We start from the raw sequence: 24080 nt of genomic DNA, 5'->3' as shown, positions 1-24080 counted from the left end.
AGGATTCTCGTAGTAAAATAATCAAGACCTCAAAGGTTTTCATAACTTTGGAAGTCTATAAAGAGTTCAAGACATAATTAAGTTTAATTAAAAAGATTCCTGCTTTCGCAGGAAATAAATATGAAAAAACTAGCATTACACTGGAAAATTATTATTGGAATGGTTCTCGGAATTATTTGGGCATTAGTTTCAAGCACAATGGGTTGGAGTCAATTTACTATAGATTGGATTGATCCATTTGGAACTATTTTTATTAATTTATTAAAATTAATTGCCGTTCCGTTAGTGTTATTTTCTATCATCAGTGGAGTTGCTAATATTGGAGATCCAAAGAGTTTAGGTCGTATGGGCGGAAAGACTTTGGGTATTTATTTACTCACTACAATTATGGCCATTTCCTTAGGGTTATTGTTAGTAAATGTGGTTAAACCAGGGAAACTTATAGACGAACAAAGCCGAATTGACAATCGTATTAGTTACGAAATTTGGGCAGATAGCGAAGGTCATGACATAAAGGATGGTATCAATTACCTTCAAGATCCAGATTTTTTTGAACGCGCTCAAGAGATTTCAGAATTATCTAAAAGTGAATTAAAAGAAGCTGCTGTTGCCGATAAAATGGAAACCGTTAACGACCGTAAAGAAACCACGCCTTTACAACCTTTAATAGATATTGTTCCTAGTAATTTTTTCCATTCGTTATCTGATAATGGATTGATGCTTCAAATTATATTTTTCGCTATTTTCTTTGGAGTTTGTTTGTTGTTTATCCCAACAAGTTCCTCGCAACCCGTTTTAAATTTGGTGAATGGAATTAATGAGGTCTTTCTTAAAATGGTAGATTTTGTAATGCAAGGTGCTCCGTTTTTTGTATTTGCGCTATTGGCTGGAGTTGTAAGTAAAATGGCTGGAGACGATATAGGAAAAGTCTTAGAAATATTTAAAGGATTAAGCTGGTATTCCATAACAGTTTTAGCAGGATTGTTATTAATGATATTTGTAATCTATCCGATGATTTTAAAACTATTTGTGCGAAAAATACCTTATACAGGCTTTTTTAAATCTATGAGTCCTGCGCAAACTTTAGCATTTTCTACTTCTAGTAGTGCCGCTACACTTCCTGTAACTATGGAATGTGTTGAAGAGAACTTAGGTGTCGATAAAAAAGTAAGTAGTTTTGTACTTCCAATAGGAGCCACTGTTAATATGGACGGAACAAGTATGTATCAGGCTGTTGCTGTTATATTTTTAGCACAAATGCATATGATAGATTTAACTTTAGGACAGCAAGTTACCGTCGTTTTAACCGCAACCTTAGCATCTATTGGCTCTGCAGCTATACCAAGTGCAGGCTTAGTAATGTTAATTATTGTATTGAGTTCTGTTGGATTAAATCCTGCATGGATAGCCATTATTTTTCCGGTAGACCGTATATTAGACATGTTTAGAACCGTTGTAAACGTTACGGGTGATGCTACTGTTTGTTCAATCATAGCAGATGGTGAAGATATGTTAGATTATAAAGAACACGAAAACCCAACTCAAACGTTTGATTTAGATTCATGATTACATTAGCGTTTACATAATGAAAACCTTGCAACTTAATACTCCTTTAGTTTCTGTTGACTGGCTCAACTCCAATCAAAACGCGTCTAATTTAATAGTCTTAGATGCAACTATAAATAAAGTCATTGACACTGATTCTGAGAGAATTCCGAATGCTAGATTTTTCGATATTAAACAAAAGTTTAGTGATATTTCGGCACCATTTCCAAGTACCTTACCTTCAAAAGAACAATTTCAATCTGAAGCTCAAAATCTAGGCATTAACAAGGATTCTTGTGTTGTCGTTTACGATGATAAAGGTGTTTATTCTTGTGCGAGAGCTTGGTGGTTGTTTAAAGTTTTTGGTTTTGATAATGTCGCTGTATTAGATGGTGGTTTGCCAGAATGGAAAGCAAACAATTATGAGGTTGAAACTTATAAACCAGAAATTTATACAACAGGTAACATTGAGGTAAATTATAATTCAGAATTAATGGTGAATTTTGAAGGTGTGAACCTATTTACTACAGACAACACCGCACTAATTGTAGATGCACGCTCAGCACCACGTTTTAACTGTTTGGTAGACGAGCCAAGAGCAGGATTACGACGCGGCACTATTCCGAATTCAAAAAACCTACCTTACACCGATCTCTTTAATGGAAACACATTTAAATCCGTTAACGATATTTCAAAAATCTTTAATATATTAGTAAGAGAAAATAAGACTTTGGTTTTTAGTTGCGGCTCTGGTATAACAGCATGTATCTTAGCTTTAGCGGCAACATTGTGTAACTATAAAAATTTAGTTGTCTATGATGGTTCATGGACAGAATACGGTAGCTTAACTGATTAAATAATGAAAACAATAGATTGGACAAAAGACGAACTCGTCGCTTACATTTTACTTTTTGCTGCAAATGCAGATTTTAAAGAATCGGTTGCAGAACGCAACTTAATTATTTCTAAAGTAGATGTAGAAACCTTTAAAGATATTCATGAGGAATTTAAGCTTGATAATGACTATCAAGGCCTTAAAAAGATTATGACAAGCTTAGAACAGCATAACTACGATAAAGATGATATCGACCTGTTACTTGAAGATATAAAAGCCATTTTCTTTGCTGATGGTGATTTTGATATTACAGAACAAAACATGTTATTATACTTAAAGCGCTTGTTTAAAACGGTTTAACGACTTTATTCAATTGCATTTAATTTCGTTATGAATTTGATGCTTGGTGGTAACCACTACTAATGGTGCACTAAAAAAAGCCTCAAAACGAAAATAACATTTCTATCAAAATTATTGACACCAATAAGAAGTTAGACATTCTTCTTATGAGAATTAAACTCATTCCCAACTAACAGAAGTTAGGGTTTAATTGAAATTACTTTGTTTTGAGGCTATGTAATACTATAAGTTAACGCGTTTCTCTTTCGGAAATTTTACGGCGTATGAATGTTTAACATTTGCAGTGGCACTCGATTTTAAATTTAGGGTCCATTTTAAGATACCTTTGTCTTCATCGTAGTTGGAATTTCCGGTTTCTATATCATCTATTTTAATTGTTTTATGCTGACTTTTCGGAATGCGATCTAATATAGTTAACTGAATATCAGATTTTTTGTTGTTTTTAATTTCTATTTCAAAAGCTTTTTGAATCACTTTATTATTTCCAATAAATGTGGTCTTTTTAAAGTCATTGAGTTGTTTGCGTTTTACAATAATATTCGGATCTACTCCAAGCGAAACTGTTAAACTATCTGTTGTTGCACTAGGATTAATGTTTGTTTTGCCAGAATAACTCCCTTCAAAATATACATTTGCTTCTGCTGGTAATAGATTGTACTGTTCCCAATTTCCAATTTTAGCAGTTAAGAATACATTTTCGTTTAAAATTGGTGCAGCGAAATAATTGTATGTCGCAGGCACACTGAACTTATCAATTTCTATTACCGAAATATCTCCATCAGATGGAATGTTGTATTTTTTATTAATTTCGAATCTGGTGTTGGTAATGCCAGTTTCAACCGTAATTCCTAAATCGTTTATGTTGCTTTCAGAGCCGTCTTTTAACGTAATTAAGACTACTCCGTTGGCTCCACGACTTCCGTAAATACTTGTTGTAGCAGCATCTTTAAGTACTGATATTTCTGAAATATTATCTGGATTAAGCTGACTTACATCTCCTGAATACGGAGCTCCATCAACAATATATAAAGGTTGAATACTACCACTTAGTGAACTAAACCCTCTCATTTTAATAGTTGAGTTTGTACCAGGTTGTCCGTTACCTTTAACAACATTGACACCAGCCACTTCACCTCTCAATGATTGATATTCTTTAGAGGCTGTACCATACCCAACAGCTACAACTTCATCTAATCGGTTGTTATCTTCATCTAAAACCACATTCATAATGCTAGAATGAATCGGTAATTCTTCAGTTTTCATACCAACATATGAATATGCTATACTATTACCAATTGTCGTTTTTATCGAATAGCGTCCATCAAAATCAGTTTGTATACCATTAGAAGTTCCTTTTTCAATTACATTAACTCCAGGTATTGGTAAGCCATCAGAAGATGATGTTACCACACCTGAAACATGTTTCACCAATGGATTGTACTTATAATTATAATTTCTGGTAGCACGTTGCGATTGGTAATTACTGTATTCACTTATAAAGTTTAAATATTTAGGGTTTACAATAGGTTTTTCGTTATTAGTATTAGGATCACTTGTGGATAATACTAAGTTAACATCTGTCCAATCGCAACCCGAATTTTGAAAGACATGCGCTTTATATTCCAAACTTAACGGACTATTAATTTTATCAGCTTTTAGATCGTAAATAGGAAACCAACCTGCATTTTTTATATTGTATTTTAGTTTTAAATCTAATGTGGTTGCGATGTCACTATTCAGTTTTAACTTAATCTCACCAGTTTGCACTTTTTCATCAACATTTAATTCTGCTAACTGCTTATTTATATCTGCTTTAGTAGTGCGATGTTTTTCAATTTCATAATTAGAGCTATTTGTTAAGGTCTTTAACTCTGTAATCCGTGTTCTATAATACGTAGCAAACGATTTTAGTTTTTCTAAACTTACAACTTCAGTTGCATTGCCCAATTTTTTATTGCTTTGTATCAAACTTAATTCTTCGTTATAACCAGCAATTAAATGGTGCTGTTGTTGAATCTTAGCATCCAAAGTTTCCAATTGATTTTGTAAGGTTGAAATGGAATCGTTCTGTTTTTGCTTTGATAAATAATTGATGCCATAATTAATAGAAAGGATAGATGCATCTTGTAAACCTGATATTTGAATACTACTTTCTTCAATATGCGGTGATAAGCCATTGAATGTAATTTCGGACTTGCCAGCATTTAGTTTTACTGAAGATTCTCGGTTAATTTCAGCACCATCTAAATAAACGGTTACTGTATTGATGTCACTAGATTGCTGGAAAGCATAAATGCATTGTGTTCCTAGTATAAATAGAAACACTAAGGCTGTTTTTAAAATGTTTTGTTGGGTTGTCATTGTGTTTGAGTTTAGTTGTAACCCAAAACTATGATGGAAGTGACGTTTTAAATAGTTGCAATGAGTGAAACACAACAAACGACTAGTGAACCTTAGACTTCACTTAGTGTTGCCTCGTAATTTATATCTTTAATTGAATACTAAACTATACTTTGTGTGTCATTAATTGAGTACGTAAGAAATATATTACCAAAGTGCGATTGGTAGATATAATTTGCATTTTTCATACCTAAATCAATTTTATAAGTTCTTACATCGAATTTTCTATGTACAATTTAAGGAAGTCTATATATTTGCATCAACAAAATAAAGTGCTATTAATCAATTAATTATTTTCCCTCATTATAAAAAATTGAAACTAGAATTTTTGTTTAAATAAAATTAGTTTTAAGTAAGTTGTTAATTTAAAAAAGTCTTTTCACTGGTTATGGAAAGGCTTTTTTTATGCTAAAAATTTAGATTTTAATTCAGGAGTAGGAATCATACAAGCTTCTTTTTTACCATACCATTTGTAACGGTTTTTGGCGATATAATTATAAACCCAATTTCTAATAAACGCAGGTACAATTATAAAAATAGATAATACGTTAGTTGGAAAACCTAAATGTTTAGCTATTAATAATGCAGCTGTAGATTTGTAGGTGAGTTTATTTTTTTGTGGATTATAAAGTAAAATTGAATCTGTTTTCTCAGTATCGATATTAAATTTTTGAATGACTGTTTTTCCAATGTCACTTTGTAATGGAGCAAACAAGAATTTGTTCTTTTTATCTCTTTTTATCACATACAACACACTAGAGTTGCAAAGGTTGCAAACTCCATCAAAGAGAATGAGTTGTTTATGTTTTGGAACTTCATCTATCATTTTACAATTTCCATCTGGTAACACTTTAAATCATTGTATTTAAATTAGTCTCAAAAACTAATATTACTTTACTTTTTTACAGCTTCTACCAATTCTAATTGGTCTAAGCTAACGTTAGTGGTAAACATGCCGTAATTAACATTGGCTTTGCCTTTTTCAATAGAATCTATACTACCAATTGCTCTTCCGTCGTGCATGCGTACGCGATCACCTACACGTAGTATTGGTTTTGGTTTTTCTACTTTAACTTCTTTTTTCTTAGCCGCTTTTTTCTTCTTACGGATGACTTCAACTTTCTTTTCGGCTTCCTGTTTTACTTGGCGTTCTTTATGTTTTTCAGCACGTTTTTGTTTGGCAGAAAGCTTCTTTCGTTTTGAATTCTCAATCTGAACCAATCGGAATAATTCCGCCATTAATTCACGCTTCTTTTTATCTTCGAAGTACTTTTCAGAGATGTCATTGACTTTCTGGCCTAAGTAAATTAAGCGTTGATTAGAATCATACAATTCTTGAAAGTTCTCTAATTTCTTCTGAACTTTTGCATTGATTTCTTCAAGTTTATCGGCTTCAGAGATTTTCTTTTTTTCGTTTTCCTTTAGTGATAACTTGGTTTTTTCAAGCTTACTGCGTTCTTTTTGTAGTTTCGCAATAGTGGCATCAAAACGTACTTTACCACGTTCAATTTTCTTTTTCGATTTGTTGATTAAGCTGTATGGAATTCCGTTTTTCTGCGCCACTTCAAAGGTAAATGAACTTCCTGCTTGGCCAACGACCAGTTTGTACATAGGTTCTAATGTACGCTCATTGAAAAGCATGTTCGCATTTTCTATATGAGGTAGCTCATTTGCTAGTAATTTTAAATTGGAATAATGCGTGGTAATTATTCCGAAGGCTTCACGTTCGTAAAAGACTTCTAAAAATGTTTCGGCTAATGCTCCTCCTAATTCAGGATCACTTCCTGTTCCAAATTCATCGATTAAAAACAGAGTTTTATTATTACATTTTTTTAAAAAGTAATTCATCTGTTTCAGTCGATAACTATACGTACTGAGATGATTTTCAATCGATTGATTGTCGCCAATATCACTCAGAACTCTATCAAACAAACAGACAGAACTGCGCTCGTGTACCGGAATTAACATACCACTTTGCAACATCACTTGAAGCAAGCCAACTGTTTTTAAGGTAATACTTTTTCCACCTGCATTTGGGCCAGAAATGACTATAATTCTACTGTCTTTTTTTAAGCCAATGGTTTGAGGAAATGTTTTTTCTCCTTTTTCTTTATTGGTTAAATAGAGTAGTGGATGGTAGGCATCGCGCAAATACATACTGCGCTCTTTTGAAAATTCTGGCAAAATAGCATTCATGTTTTGCGCATATTTTGCTTTGGCAGAAATAACATCTATTTGCGTTAAAAATGCTTGGTATTTATGAAGAAGTGGTGAAAATTCACGAATATAGTCTGTCAGTTCTTTCAAGATTTTAATAACCTCTTCTTTCTCTTCGTATTCTAAATTGTTGAGTTCTCTGGTGTGTTGCAGTGTGGTTTCGGGTTCAATATAAACGATGCTTCCTGTTTTACTGCCTCCCATTATCGCTCCTTTAACTTTTCTACGATACATCGCTTTTACAGCAAGCACACGCTTGTTTTCTACCACAGACTCTCTAATGTCATCTAAGTACTCGAGATTATGATAGGTGTTTAATGCTGAAGAAAAACTACTATTTATTTTACCTTTTAATTGGTTTATCGTTTTTCGTAAGCTAGACAGTAGCGGAGAAGCCTCATCTTTAATATCTCCAAAACGATCGACCACAGCATCTACTTGCTCAATGATTGATGTGTTGATTTCTATTGGCTGACTGAATTTTTGAAGTTGCGGATAATACTCTTCAAACTTCTTTAAGAACTTTAAAATTGAATTTACCGTAAGTGACATGCTCACTAACTTTTGTAAACTAGACACTTCGAGATAAGTGTTTTCTATCTTTAGAAGTTTTAATTCTTTAGCAATGGTTTCAAAGCCGTGATTTGGTATTCTATTGTCATTCTCAAATGAGGATAAATATTCGCTGACAAGTATTAATTCTTGTTTCAACAACTCTTCCTTTTTAAACGGTAGAATAGCTAAAACAGCTTCCTTTCCTAAAGCTGTAAGTGTATGTGCGCTAATTTGATCTAAAACCGTAAAAAATTCGAGATCTTTTAGGGTTTTTTCATGAATGTTTATCATGTAAAAGAATACGTTTTAGAATTACAAATTTAAAATATTATACACTATTACAAGTATGAAGACACTGCTAAAACGACTAAGGTTACAATTATTAGAATTATAAATAATGGAAAAATAAATTTTAACCATTTGCTAAAGTTGATTTTAGCAACCGCAAGCGATGCTAAAATTAAACCCGTAGGATTTATAAGATAAAACAAGCCTAAACCATATTGATAGGTGTTAACCACAATCTCACGGCCAATACCAACGGTATCTGCTAAAGGAGCCATTATTGGCATGGTTAAGACAGCCATTCCTGAAGAACTTGGTATAAAAAACGACAATCCTGAATAGATCATGGTCATTGCACTAGTAAAAATGCCTTTATTCATGCCTGTTGTCATATCACTGGCGTAATATAATAAGGTGTCACTAATTAAACCATCTGTCATTAATACGGCAACACCTCTTGCAATTCCTATAATTAAAGCCACACCCAACAAATCGCTTGCTCCTTTTACAAAGGTTTCAATAAAATCCGTTTCACTAATCTGAATAATAAATCCTATTAATATCGCACCAACTAAAAACACCGTCGTCATTTCAACAAACCACCAATCTAGTACAGATACACCTATAATCATAAGAATAAAACTACTCGTAAAAACAAATAAGGCTAATTTTAACCTCCAATTAAAATCAATATGACTGCTGTCTTTTATAGTGAACAACTTAGCAATTTGATCGCGTTGATCATAAATTAGAGATTTACTTGGATCGTTTTTCACACGCTTTGCGTAGCGTAAAATGTAGAGTATAGTAATAGTTAAACATAAAAACAGCATAAATATACGTCCATATAAACCGGTTGTCCAATTGATACCAGCGGCATCACTAGCAATAATCGTTGAAAACGGATTTATGGTAGAACACATCGTACCGATGGCAGAGCCTAAAAAGATACAAGCTACACCAACCATGGCATCGTATTTAGCGGCTAAAAACACGGGAATTAAAATAGGGAAGAAGGCAATGGTTTCTTCTGCAAAGCCAAAGGTGGTTCCACCTAAGGCAACTAAAGTTGTGACTAAAACAATGAGTAAAGATTCCCGACCTTTTAGAACTATAGCGAGCTGACCTATAGCTGCATCAAAAGCACCAGAACTGTTGAGTATGCCTATTAAACCTCCAATAATTAACACTAGGAAAATAATATCTGCTGCTTCAATAATTCCTTTTATAGGTGATTTTACAAAATCGTAAAAACTTTGTGGTTGCGGTTCTAATTTTTGATAAGTCTCAGGAATGTTAATGGGTTTATAAATATCGCCATTCGTAAATTTTTCAATAGGAATTTTAATGTTTAAATCCTCAAGTGTGGCTTGAGAAGCAGGTAATACAATTTCTTCATCTAAGCTTAAACGTGTAAATTTGTCTGTAGCTGTATTATAGCTTAATGTATCGTATTTTCCAGCCGGAACAAACCAGGTTAGAAGGGTAACTAAGCCTGCAATGATGAATAATATAGTCTGAGCAGAAGGGAATTTTAGAGTTTTCATTCTGAATTGTTTGTCGGTAAAGTTAAGTTTTAATACTAAATAATCTGTTTTTAAATATGACTATAAATATAGACCAAAGTTGGAAAAACCACTTGAACCCTGAATTTGAAAAACCTTATTTTAAAGATTTAACTGAATTTGTAAAAATAGAATATCAAAACCATACCTGTTTTCCTAAAGGTTCTGATATTTTTAATGCGTTTAACCGTTGTACGTTTAACGATGTGAAGGTGGTTATTATTGGTCAAGATCCATATCATGGAGAAGGCCAAGCTAATGGTTTATGTTTTTCTGTGAGTGATGGTATAAAACACCCTCCTTCGTTAATAAATATATTCAAGGAAATGGAACACGATTTAGGCATTCCGTATCCTAAAAGTGGTAATTTAATGCCATGGGCAGATCAAGGTGTTTTGCTTTTAAATGCCACCTTAACGGTAAGAGCGCATGAGGCAGGAAGCCACCAAAAGAAAGGTTGGGAACAATTTACAGATGTTGTTATTAAAACGATTAGTGCAGAGAAAACTAATGTTGTGTTTTTACTTTGGGGAGGATATGCTAAAAAGAAAAAGAAATTAATTGACACCTCTAAACATATTGTTTTAGAAAGTGGCCATCCATCTCCATTAAGTGCTAATAGAGGGTATTGGTTTGGAAATAAACATTTTAGTAAAACTAACTCCCAGTTGGAGCAAGTTGGTTCGATGGTAATTGATTGGCAGTTATAGCAGGTTTTGTTTTTGCTATAATTGCTTTTGGTTCTGATTTAGCAAAGTGTGGCACTCTATTATCAGTCTTCCTAGATGTTTTATTACAACTAAAGATTAATAATAAAAAGTTAAGTGCAACTAAGAAAGATAAAATCAGAACAATATTAACAATCATATTTATCTATTTGGGTTATAAATAGCGTTGATAAACAAATGTACTTAAATTTTTGAAATTCTGAAAGTTATATCTAAAAACACTTTAACTAAAAATACGCAACCACCTAATAATAAACCAGCTAACCTTTCTAAAATGTTAAAAAGCCATACTGTTTATAACGTTTTTAATTAAGATATAGTTATATTTCATGAATTAATTGCGCATAATCTACTTTTTCAGAAATGATTTTTAAATCATATAGTTGTTCTTGTACATTATCTAGTGTCTTTTTATCCATAATACTTTGCGACCATTCTGTTAACGATAACCATTCTTGTACATCTTCTAATTCTTGCTCGTAACGATTTGCTATCGTTTTATCGATACTAGGAATGGATTTAAAGTCGGAAGTTGTTTCATTAATAATATCTAAAATGATTTTTAAATCGTCTTCATTATTATCAATAAATTCTTGTCTCACTGCAATTACAAAACAAGGCCATGGTGATGGTAAATTGGCGATTCGTCTAAATATACCATCATCTACAATAGGTTTTGTTGTAAATTTTTCCCACATAAAATAATCGGCATCACCATTTGTCAAGCCTTTAATTGCACCATCAAGATTTTTTATAACTTCAAAGTTAAGGTCTTTTTCTAAGTTCCAATTATTATTTTTTGCGTTGATATAAGCCATTAAATGTGAGCCAGAACCATATCTGCTAATGGCAGCCCTAGCTCCTTTAATATCATTTATTGTATTAAATTCTGAATCTGCAGCTACATGAATTCCCCAATTTAGAGGTGTTTCTACAAATGTCTGCACAATTTTTGAAGGATTACCTTCAATGATATCTTTAACAACACCTTCGGTTAATATTACCGCCATATCAATTTCACCAGAACGCAATGCTTTATTCATTTCACCTGTTCCACCGTAATAATCGTGCCATCTTAGATTGATGTCTTGGTTTTTGTATTCACCATCTTTTAGAGTTAAATACCACGCTAAATTAAAGTGTTCTGGGACACCACCTATATTTACTTTTTTCATTTTATGCTGAACTTGTTTCAGAATCTTTTCTGCTAAACAAGATTTTTTATTTTTAAATTAAATAAGCACTTCGACTATTAAATATTCACAATACGCTCTAAAGCATATAAAATCAATTTATCAACTACTTTTTTAGGGTTTTTACTAAAATCCCCATTAGCTCTATTGGCAATAATAGCATTTAAAGACAAGGCTTCGTGTCCTAATAATTTTGAAAGACCATAGATGACAGACGTTTCCATTTCAAAATTTGTAATTCTAAAATCCTTATAACTAAAGTTGTCTAATTTTGAATTAAGATCAGGATCATGCAGTGGTAAACGTAGTACACGCCCTTGTGGGCCGTAAAAACCACCAGCTGTACCAGTCATGCCTTTGTGAATTTTATCTCCTTCGAAATACTTTTCTAAATACTTACTATTATTAATAACAATGGGTCTGGCTTTGTTTTTATCCCAATGAGTATGTTTCATAAATTCATCTTCAATTTCAGGATTGCTAATCCCATCAATTTGATAAAAATGAAGCATTCCATTAATGTCTAATGCATGTGTACTAATTAAAAATGCGTCTACAGGAATATCATCTTGTAACGAACCAGAAGTACCAACTCTAATAATATTAAGACTTGTTAATTCTGATTTTAACTCTCTAGTTTCTAAATTAATATTCACTAAAGCATCAAGCTCATTTAGAACAATATCTATGTTATCTGGACCAATTCCTGTTGAAATAACTGTTAATCGTTTATCTTGATAATAACCAGTCTGTGTTTTGAATTCACGTTTTTGAGTACTAAACTCAATACTATCAAAATGTTTTGTGATTTTTTCTACGCGATCTTGATCTCCAACAAAAATGATGGTATCTGATATATTTTCGGGTTTTAAATTCAAATGATAAACACTACCGTCTGGATTTAATATAAGTTCTGAATCTTTAATGGCCATAAAATATCGTTTTTATAAGTTTATTCTGTTTGATATTGAATTGGAAGCCTAAGCGATTTACACCTCCATAAACCATATCATTATGTATTTCTTTTGCAAAATTGTTTTGTTCTAATAATGCTTTATAACCGTTTCTATTAAGTACAATTCCTGTTTCACTTTCAGTAAAAAATACATCTAATTTATCTATAATTCTAGATAGCTGTATATCAATAAGACCATAATAACCTTGATAATTTAGGCTATAGCCTAAAAGGTGTCCTTTAGATTTTATAAAATTATCCTTTACAATGGTAAGAATATTGGTTTCTAAAACACTAAGGCCACTTTTTTGATTAGGAAAACGTTCTAAATGTGCTTTTAAACAATTACTCAAATATTTAAAATTCGACTTTTTAACAATATATGGCTTTAAAATATTATGGTCTTTACCACAATAGGTTCTCCATATAGCAATTGCTAAATCAATATCTTCTTTTGTTAATCGAATTCTATCCTTATAATGTGCTTTTAATTGTTCCGGATTAAGTTCATTTAAAGCTTTTAAGCGTTTTTCACCTGCCACACGTCCACTACAAATAAGATAAAGTGGTTTATTAATTTCTTTTTGGTGCAAAAGATTAATCACACCTATTAGGTTAATATGAGAAAACAAATCATACTCAAACCAAAGGTTTATTTCGCTGTAAGCATCAATATCATCTAATTTAGATAATTCTGATAAAATTTCTCTGGTATTCACTTCAATCTCGTAATAGTCTTTCAAAAACTCAATACGAAGTTTTAAAAATTCTCTTGAATCGATAGCCGGAATTGTTGGGCCTTCACAAAGCATCTCCTGCCATGTTACAATATCTTCTTTAAAGTCTAAATCTCTTAAATAAACAGTGAGGTTGTTACCATTTGTAATATGTAAACAATTTTTTGCCATATTAATTAACCTCCAACACGTTTTACATTAAAACCTTTTTCTTTTAATATGGTCATAATTTTATCTCTATAATCTCCTTGAATTATTATTCTGTCATCTTTAAAACTGCCACCAACACTAAGCTTTGTTTTTAAGTCTTTTGCTAATTTCTTAAAATCTTCAGTTGCCCCTGTATAGCCTTCAAGTATAGTAATAGGTTTTCCTTTTCGTTTTTCGTACTTACAAATTATAGGGTCGTCTTGCAGCCATAAACCATCATTTGAATCTTCAGTAGTATCTGTAGGTTCTGGAGTGTGATCTGGAAAGAGGTTTTTTAATTGATCTTGTAAATCCATTTTTTCAGTCTTTAGTCTTCGGTTGGCAGTCTTCAGTAGTTCACAGTCTTCAATCTTTAGCCTATCACGTATTGATAATGGACTGCATACTGTGGACTGAGAACTGCGGACTATTTCTTAATAAGTCCTAGCTCTATTAAACGTTCATTTAAAAATTCGCCAGCCGTAATGTCTTCAAATTGTTTTGGATGATCTTCATCGATACAACTTTCTAAAACATCTAACTTCATTTCGCTGATAGGATGCATAAAAAACGGCATAGAATAGCGCGATGTTCCCCAAAGTTCTCGAGGTGGATTTATGACACGATGTATCGTAGATTTTAATTTATTGTTAGAATGGCGCGATAACATATCACCAACATTAATCATTAGTTCATCTGGTTCAGCTATTGCATCAATCCATTCGCCATCGTTACGTTGCACTTGTAAGCCTCGACCTTGTGCACCCATTAGTAAAGTGATTAAGTTAATATCTCCATGTGCAGCAGCTCTTACCGCATTTTTAGGTTCTGAAGTAATTGGTGGATAATGTATTGGTCGTAAAATAGAATTTCCATTATGAATATAATTATCAAAATAGGTTTCTTCTAAATTTAAATAAAGGGCTAAAGCACGTAAAACGTACTTCGCTGTTTTTTCGAGCATTTGGTAGGTTTGCTTTCCTACTTTATTAAAATCATCTAACTCTTTGACTTCAACATTTTCAGGGTATTCTTTTCTGCGTTCTTCGTCATCTTCTACATATTGTCCAAAATGCCAAAACTCTTTTAAATCGCCTTCTTTCTTTCCTTTTGCGCTTTCTTTACCAAAAGAGACATAGCCACGTTGACCACCAATTCCTGGAATCTCGTAACTTTCTTTTACCTCTAATGGTAAATCGAAAAATTTCTTTACTTCACCATATAAGTTATCTACCAAAGTATCATCTAAAAAGTGTCCTTTTAAAGCTACAAAACCAATGTCTTCATAAGCTTTTCCTATATCGTTTATAAATTTTTGTTTTCGCTGAGGATCTTCAGAAATGAAATCCTTTAAATCTACACTAGGTATTCTATCCATGGGATTTGTGTTTAAATTTTTGTCAATATACAAATGTAACGATAATAGTGCTAAAAAATCAGGTAGGATTTATTGACAATTTGAAGTCTAATTTGAATTATTGAAGCAATTTTATTTACATTTGAAATATCTATATCTAAACCTTCTTACAAAAGGAAGTGATTAATTTTGATGTTTTATGTGACCTTTGAATCCAATAACATAAACCTATAAAACATTACTGAAACAACATTCCATGCCAACAATCACAAAGAGTAACATAGCTTATGATAAACGAAGTTTAAATGACAGAACGTTATTAGAACTTTATTATAATATGCTGAAACCGCGACTAATTGAAGAGAAAATGCTCATTCTATTACGTCAAGGAAAAGTATCAAAATGGTTTTCAGGAATTGGTCAAGAAGCCATTTCTGTTGGTGTCACTATGGCATTAAAACCGAGCGAATATATTCTTCCAATGCATAGGAATCTCGGTGTTTTTACGACACGTGAGATTCCCTTAGATCGCTTATTTTGTCAATGGCAAGGAAAGGCTAGTGGGTTTACTAAAGGTAGAGATCGTTCTTTTCATTTTGGGACTCAAGAATACAATATTGTAGGCATGATATCGCATTTGGGTCCGCAATTAGGAGTTGCAGATGGTATAGCTTTGGGGAATCTTTTAAAGAAAAACGGAAATCTTACAGCTGTTTTTTCTGGTGAAGGCGGAACGAGTGAAGGCGATTTTCATGAGGCTCTTAATGTGGCTTCTGTTTGGAGTTTACCTGTTATATTTTGTGTAGAAAATAATGGCTACGGATTGTCAACTCCTACAAATGAACAGTACAATTGTAAGCATATTGCAGATAGAGGTAAAGGTTATGGCATTGAGTCTTTTATTTTAGACGGCAATAATATTATTGAAACCTATACGAAAGTTCAAAAATTAGCTGAAAGTATTAGAAAAAGACCACGTCCTATTTTAATAGAGTTCAAAACCTTTAGACGTCGAGGACATGAAGAAGCTAGTGGGACAAAATATGTACCTCAAGAGTTGATGGATGAATGGGAAACAAAAGATCCTATTAAAAATTTCAGAAGTTTTCTATTCAGTAAAAAGATTTTAACCGCACAAATTGATGAGGTTTATAATGCTGAAATTAAATCTGAAATTGATGCCGCTTTAGACACAGCCAATGCCGAACCAGATATAATACCTAATGAAACTACGGAATTAAATGACGTATACAAATCATTTGAATATAAGCACTATACATCAAATAAAAACACAAAAGAACTACGCTTAATCGACGCTATTTCTGAAGGTTTAAAACAATCCATGCAGAAGCATAAAGATCTTGTAATTATGGGGCAAGACATTGCAGAATATGGTGGAGTTTTTAAAATCACAGAAGGCTTTGTAGAGGAATTTGGAAAAGATCGCGTTAGAAATACACCAATTTGTGAATCGGCAATTGTTGAAACAGCTATGGGACTATCTATCTCAGGTATAAAATCGGTTGTAGAAATGCAATTTGCAGATTTTGTGACATCAGGCTTTAATCCTGTAGTAAATTATTTAGCAAAATCGCATTACAGATGGCAACAAGAAGCTGATGTGGTGGTGAGAATGCCATGTGGTGGTGGAGTGGCTGCAGGGCCATTTCACTCACAAACTAATGAAGCATGGTTTACTAAAACACCAGGCTTAAAAGTGGTGTATCCGGCATTTCCTTATGATGCCAAAGGCTTATTAGCAACAGCAATAAATGATCCTAATCCTGTGTTGTTCTTTGAACACAAGGCTTTGTATCGTAGTATTCGACAAGATGTACCTACCGATTATTTTACGATTCCTTTTGGAAAAGCCGCCGTTTTAAAAGAAGGTGACGCTGTTACGATTATTACCTATGGATCTGGAGTTCATTGGGCTTTAAATACTTTAGAAAAAAATCCTAATATTTCGGCTGATGTCATAGATTTGAGAACACTTCAACCTTTAGACAAGGAAACTATTATTAATTCCGTTAAAAAGACAGGACGCGCTATTATACTTCAAGAAGACTCTTTATTTGGAGGAATTGCTAGCGATCTTTCTGCAATGTTAATGGAAAACTGTTTTGAATATTTAGATGCGCCAGTAAAGCGTGTAGCGAGTATGGAAACACCAATACCGTTTATTGGCCAATTAGAAGAGCAATATATGGCTAAAGGGAAGTTTGAAGCGGCTTTATTAGAACTTTTAAAATACTAGAAGTAAAGCAAAGTATATATAATATAAGAGCCAGCAAATTTGCTGGCTCTTATATTTTAAATAGCATAAAGGAATTAACTTTCTGCCTGAATCTTTTTTGCTACGGCTTCTACATCATCTAATACACGCAATAAGTTACCACTCCAAAGTTGTTCAATTTGGGCTTCTGTATAACCACGTTTTACCAATTCTAAAGTTACATTAAAGGTTTCTGAAGCATCAGACCAACCTTCGATTCCGCCACCACCATCAAAATCGCTACTGATACCAACATGGTCAATGCCTATTTTTTCAACGAGATAATCGATATGGTTTACAAAATCAATAACATTTACTGCTGCTGGAAAATCTTCTATTTGATTTATTTTTTCTTTAGTAATATCCATAACAGTTTTCCTGTTTTCTAAAAATTCCTTTTGAGATGTTTCATCTAACGCTCTAAAGGCACTCCGATTGTACCATGTAATATCTAAAGAATCTATTACTTTGTTTCGTATCGCTTCCATAGCGTCATTATGAGCATTTTGTTTTTCGGTATTCAAATACGACTTAAAAGCGACCGTCTGTACAACACCTCCATTTTCTTTTAACCAGCCTAATTGTTCATCATCTAAATTTCTACTATGATTGCACAAGGCTCTTGCAGAAGAGTGCGATGCAATTATTGGTGCCTTACTCAATGCTACCATTTGTTTCATCGCTTCTTTTGAAGGGTGAGAAACATCGATCATCATACCAACACGATTCATTTCTGTAACAACTTCTTTTCCTAAATCACTTAGTCCATTATGTAACCAAACATCGTCTTCTTCTCCAGTATTACTATCACAAAGCTGACTGTGTCCATTATGAGATAATGACATATATCGCGCACCAAGATTATAAAATTTCTCAACATTGCTGACATCTAATCCTATAGGATAGCCATTTTCTATTCCAATCATAGCTACTTTTTTACCTTTTGCATGTATCTGTTTCACATCAGCAGACGTTACAGCTAGTTCTATTTCGTTCGGAGCATACTCATTCACTAAGTTATGGATGGCATTAAATTTAGACATTGCGTTGTCATAGGCTTTTTTATATCCAGCTTCAGTTAGTGAGTCTTGACCTGTATAAACAATGAACCATGCCACATCTAAACCACCAGCTTTCATTTTTGGCAAGGTAATTTGTGTGTCTAAATCTTGCGTGTAATTAAGTGAGTCTGTAAAATTTTTCACATTGATATCGCAATGTGTATCCAATGTTATCACACGTTCATGTATCGCTTGGGCTTTTGTTAAGTGGTCATCTTCTTTAGAGGGTTCTGATTTGCAACTCGTGTTTATCATAAGTATTAAACTAAAATATAATATAGATTTTTTGTACATGATTGATTTGTTTTTTTAAAAGTAACTAGAAATATGACTAAAAGCAAACTGTATTTTATTTATAGAAATCTTAATTTTAGGTACCATTTATACCAAAAACCTAAAAATAATTTGAAAAAGTTATTAATTCTGTATTTTTACATTTCTAAAAAAATAAAATATGAAATTAAAACTACTTTTTGCATTCTTATTTGTCAGTTCATTTTCTTTTGCACAACAGTTTCCAGAAGACATTAAACCACCTAGTTGGAGTCAAAATTCGTTAACTGATTTAACCCCTTTTACGCTTCCTACTTTCGATTTGAAAAAATTACAAGAAGAAGATAAAATTAATGACCAAAATAAATCTATTCCTTGGAGATTTGGACATGATATTTATGTAGATCATAATTTCAATGATGTAGGTGAGTGGACAACTTTAGAAAACGGAGACCAGATTTGGAGAATGGCTTACACCTCTAAAGGGGCACATTCATTAAATTTTATGTTCGATGTATTTAAAATTCCCGAAGGAGCAAAACTCTATGTATATAATAGTGATAAAACGGATTTATTAAGACCTTTTACACATCACAACAATAATCCTGAAGAAGTTTTAGGAACATGGTTAGTTAAAGGTAATGTAGCTTATATAGAGTATTATCAGCCTGCAAATGTTTCTGGTAACGCTAAAATTACGGTTGGCTCTGTTGTTCATGGTTACCGAACTGCAGAAACGTATCAAAAAGCGCTAAATGATTCAGGTGCTTGTAATCACGATGTGGATTGTGATATTACACCAGCTTCAGATCCATTTGATATAGATACTAGAAAAGAAGAAGTAAAAAAAGCTGGTGGACTGTTGCTTGCTGGAGGTGCTAGTTTTTGTTCTGGTACTCTTGTAAATAATACGAACAACGATGGAACTCCTTATTTTTTAACCGCAAATCACTGTAGTGGAGGAGAAGGTAGCTGGGCATTTCGTTTTAACTGGAGAAGCCCAAACCCATCTTGTGGTACATTTACTAATAGTACTAATGGAACATTTAATCAAACGGTTAGTGGTTCTATAGTTAGAGCTCAAAATTCTCAATCTGATATGGAATTGGTTGAAATTACAGATGCCAGTTTTTTTGACAGTAACCCAGATGTAGTTTGGGCAGGTTGGAATAAATCTACAACGGAAGTTCCTTCTGTTACCTTTGGTATTCATCATCCAAGTGGTGATATTCAAAAAGTATCTAGAAACGATGAAGGTGCGATTAGAACATCGACCTTTTTTAATGGCAATCCTACAACACAAATGTGGGGAATAAATGATTGGGAATTAGGTGTTACTGAAGGAGGTTCATCTGGATCTGGTTTGTTTAATGAAAATGGTCATTTAATAGGTATGCTTTCTGGCGGAACTGCTTCATGTTCAGGCACAAATGATAATGGAGGTTTTGATTTATATGGACGCTTTGGTGTTGCTTGGGATTATGGTCCTACAGCTTCATCACGACTTAAAGATTGGTTAGACCCTGGGAACACTGGTCTTAACTTCGTAGACGTGTATCCTCAATTACAAACGTATGATAATGATGCGCGAGTTACGGCTGGGGCTGGTATCCCAACAGAATTATGTGGAGAAGATTTTACACCTCAAGTAACACTTATAAACTCAGGAGATTTAACTTTAACATCTGCAGATGTTTCATACTTTATAGATTCTGAAACTAGTACTACAGTAAACTGGACAGGTAATTTACTTAATGGAGAAAGTGTTGTGGTAGCAACACCTGTCTATTCTAATTTAAGTGCAAGTAATCACATATTTACTATTAACGTTTCAAACCCAAATGGAACCACAGATGAAAACACATCCAATAACACATTTGCCGTTAATTTTGATGTATCATCTGCATATGCAACAAATACAATCGTTTTTGACCTTTTAACGGATAATTATGGTTATGAAACTTCATGGGACCTTGTTAATAGTTCGGGGGTAATTGTGGATAGTGGAGTTTATTTTGATTCCAATAATCCTACATCATACGAAGAAATTATTACCATTCCGAGTTTTAATGAATGTTATACGTTTACCATTTACGACGAAGAAGGTGATGGTATTTGTTGTTCATATGGTACTGGCTCATATAGCTTAAGAGATGAAAATGATAATGAGATAATTTCAGGTGGTGAATTTACGGCTTCTGAATCAGTAACATTCAATGTACAAGACCCGTTAAGCGTTAATGAATTTAGTTTAGATGGTTTAATTAATTTATATCCTAATCCTGTAAATAACAACTTAAATATTGATTTGAATAATTTAAATGAAGATGTAAGTTTTGAAATATTTGATACTTTAGGTAAGAAAATTAGTAATGGGGATTTAAGAAGTAATGACACTCATATTTTGAATATATCAAACTATCAAAGTGGGATTTATTTTATAAAATTATCTACCAATACGAGTTCTATGACACAAAAATTTATTAAAAAATAAGAACTCAAAATAGAATTCATAAAAAAAGTCAGTTTCTTTAACAGGAAACTGACTTTTTTATTAAACTCTAAATTGCTATGATTAATGTTAAAGTTTAATGGTTTTTAAGTCATCATCTAAACTATTAGATGTATTGACAATTTTGGATAAAACTCTCATAATAATTGATTTTTTGATTGATGAAATTATGTCTTATGCTGTTATCGGTAACGTCGTTTTTTATTCCAGTTAAAACTTTTTGTTTCAGACATAGTACTCGATAATTGATTGTTGTTTAAAGTTCTCATAATGTTTGTTTTTTAATTGGTTATACTAAATAGACGACGAAACTTTATATTTGTTACAGTACCATGCATAACATAATACGTTTTTAACAAATATTAACGAAATTGAATGTATCTTTATAACTATGAAAATACATCATTTTGTTATTATTCTTTGTTGTCTTAGCATGTATAACTGCAATACAAGAGCAGAAGATAAATGTATCACAAACACTATTTTAGTAACTGCTACGGCATACAATTCCTTAGCATACCAAACCAACTCTAATCCAAATATTACCGCTTTTGGCGATAGCTTAAAACCTGGATTGCGATACATTGCGGTTTCGCGAGATTTATTAGATTCTGGCCTAGTACATAATACCAAAGTAAAAATACAAGGTTTTGATAGTCTATACACGGTTAAAGATAAAATGAATCGTCGCTGGAGAAAACGGATTGATATTTATATGGGTAACGATGTAAACAAAGCAAAAAAATGGGGCAAAAAGAAAGTTAAGATTGAATATTGTATCCAAAGTAATGATTCAATTTCTAATGAGAACGTTTAACCATAATTTCTGAAACTATAAAAGGATAGGCCTTTTGCACTTCAATCAATTCGGCTTTTGATAATTGATCTGGTGTTTTATGATAGACTTGTTTAGCATAACGCATTCTTAAATCGTAATAAGCCTTTGTAATTTCATTTTGAACGGACACAAACAAATCGTAATTGGTAGCAGCAGAATGACTCAAAGAAATAACGGCCTTTTTAGGATGATCTGAAGAGGTTACGGATTGTTTTCCTTCTCAATAATCACAATTGTTATTTCCATTATTATCTATAAAGGCTTCCACTAAAGGAGCAATTTCAGTGAGTTCTACACTATTTTCGTTAATCATAATTTGCTGCTTGTCATTCATTGAAACATGTAATAGGTTACGTTCTGGTATATCTGCAGTACAATCTCCAGTTTCACAAATAGGTGGTAATTTTCGTAAAATACCTTTGTCTGCAGAAATAGTGGTCGTTACTAAAAAGAAAATGAGTAACAAAAAAGCAATGTCTGCCATAGATCCTGCATTGACCGATACAGAATGTCTTTTAAGTGATTTCATAATAAAATATTTTAAATGTTAATAAAATCTTAAACACAATAACAGTACCAATCTTGTTAAATCTTGTTAACAATTCATTCCATAAACCTTTACAATGTGCTATTTTTGCGAAATTAATATCGAACTAAATTCAATTTATGTCGTCAGAAACCGAAACCATTCAACAAAATGCTACTGAGAAAAGTCTCTATGATTTCCAGATCAAGGACCTGAATCGCATTTTTGATGTAATGCGAGATGAGTCTGATGATTTTAATCTCTTATATCAGCTTCCAACAGGAGGAGGTAAAACGGTTATTTTTTCTGAAATCGTTAGACGTTACGTGGAGCAACATCAGAAAAAAGTGGTGATTCTTACCCATAGAATTGAACTTTGTAAACAAACATCTAACGTATTATCTGGTTTTAATGTTAAGAATAAAGTCATTAATAGTAAGGTAAAAACACTTCCAGATCAAGATGATTTTCAGTGTTTTGTAGCCATGGTTGAAACCTTAAATAACCGCTTGTCTGATAATGATTTTGAATTAAAAAATGTTGGTCTTGTTATTATTGACGAAGCACATTACAATTCGTTTAGAAAACTATTTAAGTTTTTTGAAAATTGTTTTATTCTTGGTGTAACCGCCACACCATTGAGTAGTAATATTAAGCTACCAATGAAAGATAACTACAAAAAATTAATCATTGGTGATGATATTTCGACCTTAATAAAAAATGGGTTTTTAGCTAAAGCTGAAGTTTCGCATTACGATGTTGGGTTAACCTCATTAAAAATTGGTATTAATGGTGATTATACGGTAAAATCTTCTGAAGCTTTATATACCAATAGCTTAATGCAGTCTAAATTATTATTGGCATATGAGGAATTGGCTAAAGGTAAAAAAACGCTGATTTTTAATAATGGAATTTATACCTCTAAAGAAGTTTACCATACGTTTAAAAAGGCAGGGTATAACGTTAGGCATTTAGATAATACTGCCAATAAACAAGAGCGTAAAGACATTCTAAAATGGTTTAAAAACACACCAGACGCTGTTTTGTCGTCGGTAAGTATCTTAACGACTGGTTTTGATGAACCATCTGTAGAATCTATCATTTTAAACAGAGCCACAAGATCGTTAACCTTATATTTTCAAATGATTGGTCGTGGTAGCCGAATTTATAAAGATAGAGATACATTTCAAGTTATAGACTTAGGAAATAATGAGGCGCGCTTTGGCGCTTGGGATCAGCCCGTAGATTGGCAACACATATTTAAACATCCAGATTATTATTTAGAGAATATTATAGATGACGATCTACTAGAACGTGATTTTGTGTATAAGATGCCAGATTCTTTAAAGGTGAAATTTAAAAAGTCGTACACATTAAATTTTGATGTAAAAGCAGAATACAAAGACGTTATTAATTCTGGTCAAAAATCATTTACAGTCATAGAACGATCTATTGCACAACATTCACAAATATGTATTGATAATAGTGAAGATGTTTTTGATGCAAGAGAGTTAACTAAAGACCTACAAGACGAAATAGCTTTTAGAATAAAACAGTACTGCTACTGCATAATGAATAGCACTCAAAACTACAAAGATTGGCTATTTGAAGAATATAATAGAAAGTTAAGAATTAGCTTCAACGGCAAGTTTTAACTTTTTTTTGTAAAGATTG

20 protein-coding genes are annotated in these 24080 nt (G+C 32.6%); 8 read left to right on the top strand and 12 right to left on the bottom strand.

What is annotated here, in order from left to right:
* The first annotated feature begins 120 nt into the window (after positions 1–120).
* Genes ITJ86_RS12245 through ITJ86_RS12235 form a run of 3 tightly spaced genes read left to right on the top strand, consistent with a single transcriptional unit; the run spans position 121 to position 2740 of the window.
* Positions 121–1566 (top strand): dicarboxylate/amino acid:cation symporter, encoded by a 1446-nt coding sequence (locus ITJ86_RS12245; protein WP_195871931.1) that lies wholly within the window; start codon positions 121–123, stop codon positions 1564–1566.
* 19 nt (positions 1567–1585) lie between these two features.
* Complete coding sequence (locus tag ITJ86_RS12240) at positions 1586–2401, top strand: sulfurtransferase (RefSeq protein ID WP_230080293.1); 816 nt, start codon at positions 1586–1588, stop codon at positions 2399–2401.
* Positions 2402–2404: 3 nt separating this feature from the next.
* Entirely contained in the window at positions 2405–2740 is a 336-nt protein-coding gene (locus ITJ86_RS12235) for a hypothetical protein (RefSeq protein ID WP_195871930.1), read from the top strand.
* A gap of 222 nt (positions 2741–2962) precedes the next feature.
* Here the strand turns inward: ITJ86_RS12235 and ITJ86_RS12230 are convergent, their stop codons facing one another.
* The 4 genes from ITJ86_RS12230 to ITJ86_RS12215 form a co-directional block, all read right to left on the bottom strand.
* The gene (locus ITJ86_RS12230) at positions 2963–5101 is read right to left on the bottom strand and encodes a DUF4139 domain-containing protein (protein ID WP_195871929.1); all 2139 of its coding nucleotides are present in this window, start codon (positions 5099–5101) and stop codon (positions 2963–2965) included.
* A 442-nt stretch (positions 5102–5543) separates the two neighbouring features.
* Positions 5544–5966 (bottom strand): thiol-disulfide oxidoreductase DCC family protein, encoded by a 423-nt coding sequence (locus tag ITJ86_RS12225; RefSeq protein ID WP_195871928.1) that lies wholly within the window; start codon positions 5964–5966, stop codon positions 5544–5546.
* A 68-nt stretch (positions 5967–6034) separates the two neighbouring features.
* Positions 6035–8203 carry an endonuclease MutS2 gene (locus ITJ86_RS12220; protein WP_195871927.1) on the bottom strand — a complete coding sequence of 723 codons (2169 nt, stop codon included), beginning with the start codon at positions 8201–8203 and terminating at the stop codon, positions 6035–6037.
* Between the two features lie 47 nt (positions 8204–8250).
* Positions 8251–9744: a YfcC family protein gene (locus ITJ86_RS12215; RefSeq protein WP_195871926.1), complete on the bottom strand. Its 1494-nt coding sequence runs from the start codon at positions 9742–9744 to the stop codon at positions 8251–8253.
* Between the two features lie 56 nt (positions 9745–9800).
* Between ITJ86_RS12215 and ITJ86_RS12210 the strand changes: the two genes are divergently transcribed.
* Positions 9801–10472: a uracil-DNA glycosylase gene (locus ITJ86_RS12210; RefSeq protein WP_195871925.1), complete on the top strand. Its 672-nt coding sequence runs from the start codon at positions 9801–9803 to the stop codon at positions 10470–10472.
* A gap of 338 nt (positions 10473–10810) precedes the next feature.
* Here the strand turns inward: ITJ86_RS12210 and ITJ86_RS12205 are convergent, their stop codons facing one another.
* The 5 genes from ITJ86_RS12205 to ITJ86_RS12185 all read right to left on the bottom strand — a co-directional run bounded on the left by ITJ86_RS12205 (position 10811) and on the right by ITJ86_RS12185 (position 14942).
* Positions 10811–11665: a substrate-binding domain-containing protein gene (locus ITJ86_RS12205; RefSeq protein ID WP_195871924.1), complete on the bottom strand. Its 855-nt coding sequence runs from the start codon at positions 11663–11665 to the stop codon at positions 10811–10813.
* 77 nt (positions 11666–11742) lie between these two features.
* Positions 11743–12615 (bottom strand): nucleoside phosphorylase, encoded by an 873-nt coding sequence (locus ITJ86_RS12200; RefSeq protein ID WP_195871923.1) that lies wholly within the window; start codon positions 12613–12615, stop codon positions 11743–11745.
* Complete coding sequence (locus ITJ86_RS12195) at positions 12605–13546, bottom strand: DUF1835 domain-containing protein (RefSeq protein ID WP_195871922.1); 942 nt, start codon at positions 13544–13546, stop codon at positions 12605–12607. Before ITJ86_RS12195 ends, ITJ86_RS12200 begins: the two co-directional genes overlap by 11 nt.
* 5 nt (positions 13547–13551) lie before the next feature.
* Positions 13552–13881, bottom strand: coding sequence for a translation initiation factor (locus ITJ86_RS12190; RefSeq protein ID WP_195871921.1), 330 nt, complete (start codon positions 13879–13881; stop codon positions 13552–13554).
* Between the two features lie 110 nt (positions 13882–13991).
* Positions 13992–14942 (bottom strand): isopenicillin N synthase family dioxygenase, encoded by a 951-nt coding sequence (locus tag ITJ86_RS12185; RefSeq protein ID WP_195871920.1) that lies wholly within the window; start codon positions 14940–14942, stop codon positions 13992–13994.
* Between the two features lie 235 nt (positions 14943–15177).
* Between ITJ86_RS12185 and ITJ86_RS12180 the strand changes: the two genes are divergently transcribed.
* Entirely contained in the window at positions 15178–17178 is a 2001-nt protein-coding gene (locus tag ITJ86_RS12180) for an alpha-ketoacid dehydrogenase subunit alpha/beta (protein WP_195871919.1), read from the top strand.
* Positions 17179–17252: 74 nt separating this feature from the next.
* Here the strand turns inward: ITJ86_RS12180 and ITJ86_RS12175 are convergent, their stop codons facing one another.
* Positions 17253–18551 (bottom strand): dipeptidase, encoded by a 1299-nt coding sequence (locus ITJ86_RS12175; RefSeq protein ID WP_195871918.1) that lies wholly within the window; start codon positions 18549–18551, stop codon positions 17253–17255.
* Between the two features lie 160 nt (positions 18552–18711).
* Here ITJ86_RS12175 and ITJ86_RS12170 point away from each other — a divergent pair, with 160 nt between their 5' ends.
* Both ITJ86_RS12170 and ITJ86_RS12165 read left to right on the top strand, forming a co-directional pair.
* Entirely contained in the window at positions 18712–21024 is a 2313-nt protein-coding gene (locus ITJ86_RS12170) for a T9SS type A sorting domain-containing protein (protein ID WP_195871917.1), read from the top strand.
* A gap of 409 nt (positions 21025–21433) precedes the next feature.
* Entirely contained in the window at positions 21434–21859 is a 426-nt protein-coding gene (locus ITJ86_RS12165) for a 3D domain-containing protein (RefSeq protein ID WP_230080292.1), read from the top strand.
* Here ITJ86_RS12165 and ITJ86_RS17390 read toward each other — a convergent pair.
* Both ITJ86_RS17390 and ITJ86_RS17385 read right to left on the bottom strand, forming a co-directional pair.
* Positions 21843–22046 carry a hypothetical protein gene (locus ITJ86_RS17390; RefSeq protein WP_230080291.1) on the bottom strand — a complete coding sequence of 68 codons (204 nt, stop codon included), beginning with the start codon at positions 22044–22046 and terminating at the stop codon, positions 21843–21845. The genes ITJ86_RS12165 and ITJ86_RS17390 overlap by 17 nt on opposite strands.
* Positions 22047–22100: 54 nt before the next feature.
* A complete protein-coding gene (locus ITJ86_RS17385) occupies positions 22101–22409 on the bottom strand; it encodes an ExbD/TolR family protein (protein WP_230080290.1) in 309 nt (102 codons plus the stop codon).
* 137 nt (positions 22410–22546) lie between these two features.
* Between ITJ86_RS17385 and ITJ86_RS12155 the strand changes: the two genes are divergently transcribed.
* Positions 22547–24061 carry a DEAD/DEAH box helicase gene (locus ITJ86_RS12155; RefSeq protein ID WP_195871916.1) on the top strand — a complete coding sequence of 505 codons (1515 nt, stop codon included), beginning with the start codon at positions 22547–22549 and terminating at the stop codon, positions 24059–24061.
* Positions 24062–24080 lie beyond the last annotated feature (19 nt).

It is taken from the genome of Winogradskyella marina, from assembly GCF_015645385.1.
Classification (GTDB): domain Bacteria; phylum Bacteroidota; class Bacteroidia; order Flavobacteriales; family Flavobacteriaceae; genus Winogradskyella; species Winogradskyella marina.
The sequence above is the reverse complement of the archived record's forward strand: the minus strand, read 5'-3'. Positions and strand labels throughout refer to the sequence as shown.